This window comes from Plectonema cf. radiosum LEGE 06105 (genome assembly GCF_015207665.1).
GTDB classification, from domain to species: domain Bacteria; phylum Cyanobacteriota; class Cyanobacteriia; order Cyanobacteriales; family Nostocaceae; genus Rivularia; species Rivularia radiosa_A.
On the sequence record NZ_JADEWL010000281.1, the window covers coordinates 1 to 2789 of the forward strand.

The 2789-nt window shown below is 41.3% G+C and carries 2 protein-coding genes; one reads left to right on the forward strand and one right to left on the reverse strand.

Features of this window, described 5'->3' with window-relative positions; genetic code table 11:
- Positions 1-86: 86 nt before the first annotated feature.
- Positions 87-833 (reverse strand): creatininase family protein, encoded by a 747-nt coding sequence (locus tag IQ247_RS31920; RefSeq protein ID WP_193926203.1) that lies wholly within the window; start codon positions 831-833, stop codon positions 87-89.
- Between the two features lie 262 nt (positions 834-1095).
- Here IQ247_RS31920 and IQ247_RS31925 point away from each other — a divergent pair, with 262 nt between their 5' ends.
- On the forward strand, positions 1096-2772 hold the full coding sequence (locus tag IQ247_RS31925; protein WP_193926204.1) for a transglutaminase-like domain-containing protein: 1677 nt from the start codon (positions 1096-1098) through the stop codon (positions 2770-2772).
- Positions 2773-2789 lie beyond the last annotated feature (17 nt).

Consider the following 2789-nt stretch of genomic DNA (forward strand, 5'->3'; position numbering starts at 1 on the left):
ACTGTCAACTGTCAACTAACTCCTAACTCCTCACTCCTCACTCCTAACTCCTAACTCCTAACTCCTAACTCCTCACTCCTCACTCCTCACTCCTCACTCAGAAACCTGAGATAATCGTTACTCAACTCCTTTACTGCTGCATCATAAAACTGCTTACCATGTTCGGGTGTTGCTAAATCCGGATTTGAACCCATTCTGCCGTCGGGATATTGTTTACGAAAGTCAGCAGCACCATAAATTTTATGTCCGCTGGCTACTTCTTCTGATAACTCGGCTTGTTTTATCGATTCTGGATAAATATATTGCGTTAGCGCAACTTCGGAAGGAGTTGCGTGAGAACCTTCTTGATTGCCGTATAATTCCTTCGCTAAATTGTATACGGTACTGCACATAAACCAGTTACCAAGTTTACACTTCACTTTGTCCGCGTTGGGAATCTGCAAATCTACCAAATCGGCGTATGTCTCGGAAAAAGCTGCTTTGAGGGTAGCCATATTACCGCCATGCCCATTGATAAAATAAAACTTGGTAAAACCAGCTTTAGTTAAACAAGTTACATATTCTTTGACAACTTGAATCATTGTACTAGGTCGCAAGCTAATCGTGCCGGGAAAAGCGGTGTGGTGCAATGCCATTCCAACATTGATTGTCGGGGCTACTATTGCTTGGGTTGCTTCCCCGACACCACGAGCTATAGATTCTGCACATATTGCATCGGTACCAATTAATCCCGTTGGTCCATGTTGTTCGGTGGAACCGATAGGAAAAATAATACCCTGAGATTGCTGTAAGTAAGCTTCAACTTCTTGCCAGGTACTAAGATGCAGTAACATTTTTGGTGTTTTTCCGATCTAATTGTCTAATGATACCGTTTTACAAATTGAGTTGACACATAAAAATCAAGGTTTTGAGACTTAGAATTTGTAAGAAACCCGGTTTTTTTATTGTTAAGTTCGGGGTGCATTCCGGTGAATTTTAATAGATTTATGTTATGAATCAGAAACTTGAAAGGAATGACGGACTAAACTATTCTCAAACAGTACATATCGCAAAATATGTAATAAGTAAGAAACCTTTGAACAAATAAGCCTTAAGATGACGAATGTACTTCCCTCCTTGACTGTTAGCCAGATGATTGGGCAAAGGACTATTCGACCGTTTGCTGTTGCCGCTTTATATGGCATCGCATTTATTAAAGATACATTGATTGCGATCGATCCAAGACTTGGGCATTTGCTACAAATTGATCCCAATAACGACAATACAAAAATTATCAATTCCCATCAAACGCGGGAATTTTTAGATGTCACGGGTCTGGCGCTGTGGGAAGATACCTTATGGGTAACACGAGGTAATAGCGTTTATTTGTGTCAACTAGATTCTAAGGCGCTAGAGCATTTTGCGACTTTACCTTATCCCGCTAACGGTATTGCTGTATGGGATTCCACTGTTTATGTTAGTTGCGAAAAACTCGGTAAAATCCTGGTTTTTAACCGTAATACACGTGCTGAAATCGCTCGATTTTATGCTCCCGGTGTGGGAATAGAAAACTTAGCACTCACCGAAGAAACCCTGTTAGTTTGCGATACTGTAGAACAATCAGTTTACTTCCTCGACCGGGCAACAGGTGAAATTCAATTTAGCGTATTAACTCCTTTTGAATCTCCCACGGGTATAGCAGTACATACCGATTCTGCAACCAAAAAACAAAGCATTTACGTCGCTTACTCATCCGAAGAACCCTACATCCGCGACAACCCCAACGCACAACCAAACCACGAATTAACTTATCGCGATCGCACTTTTATTCATCCCCTCGATTACCATTACAATCGAGAAAAACGCATTGCGCTTTCTAACGGTTATTTACTAGAAATGTCCTATGTAGAACAAATAGACCCCTTAGAAGATGTTTATTTGCAGGATTTAGAATGGCGTATTGCTCTACCTTCGGACACCGAACGTCAAAAGGTAAAGCAAGTTGAACCAATTGGTTTACCTTTTACCGAAAAAATCATCGACGGACAACGGGTAGCAGTGTTTAAATTAGATACCCTAACTCCGGGAGAACGTCATCTACTAGGCTGGAAAGCTATTTTAGAAGTGCGGAGTATAAAGTATCGGCTTACACCGAGAGATGTGGAAAACGCTGGTTTATTATCAACAGAATTTAGAAATCGTTACTTAGTTGATGATGACGACTTAGCAATGGACATAGCGATTGTCCGCAATGCAGCTATTGAAGCAGTAGGTACTGAAACCAACATCTTGCGAAAAATGTACAACATTCGCAATTACGTTTACGATAAATTATCCTACGCTATTAAACCCCACATCGATACACCAGATATCGTTTTAGAACGCGGTACTGGCTCATGTGGAGAATATGTAGGTGTGTTGTTAGCATTATGTCGTTTAAACGGAATTGCTTGCCGTACAGTAGGTCGTTACAAATGTCCTCCCTGGGGAGAAAAACAAGGTATTCCCCTACAGCCAGACTACAATCACGTTTGGTTAGAATTCTACATCCCCGGCTTTGGTTGGCTACCAATGGAATCCAACCCGGATGATGTCGGACGTGACGGGCCTCATCCCACCCGTTTTTTCATGGGTTTGAGTTGGTTTCATATAGAAATTGGTAAAGGTATTTCCTTTGAAACACTGAATTCCGGAGGTAAACCCCTCCAAAAAGAAGATATAAGTATTGGTGAACTAGCAATTAATCACATTCGCTTCACCATTCTCAAAGAATTAGCTCCTTTTGAAGCTTAGAAAGGATGGGGATGGGG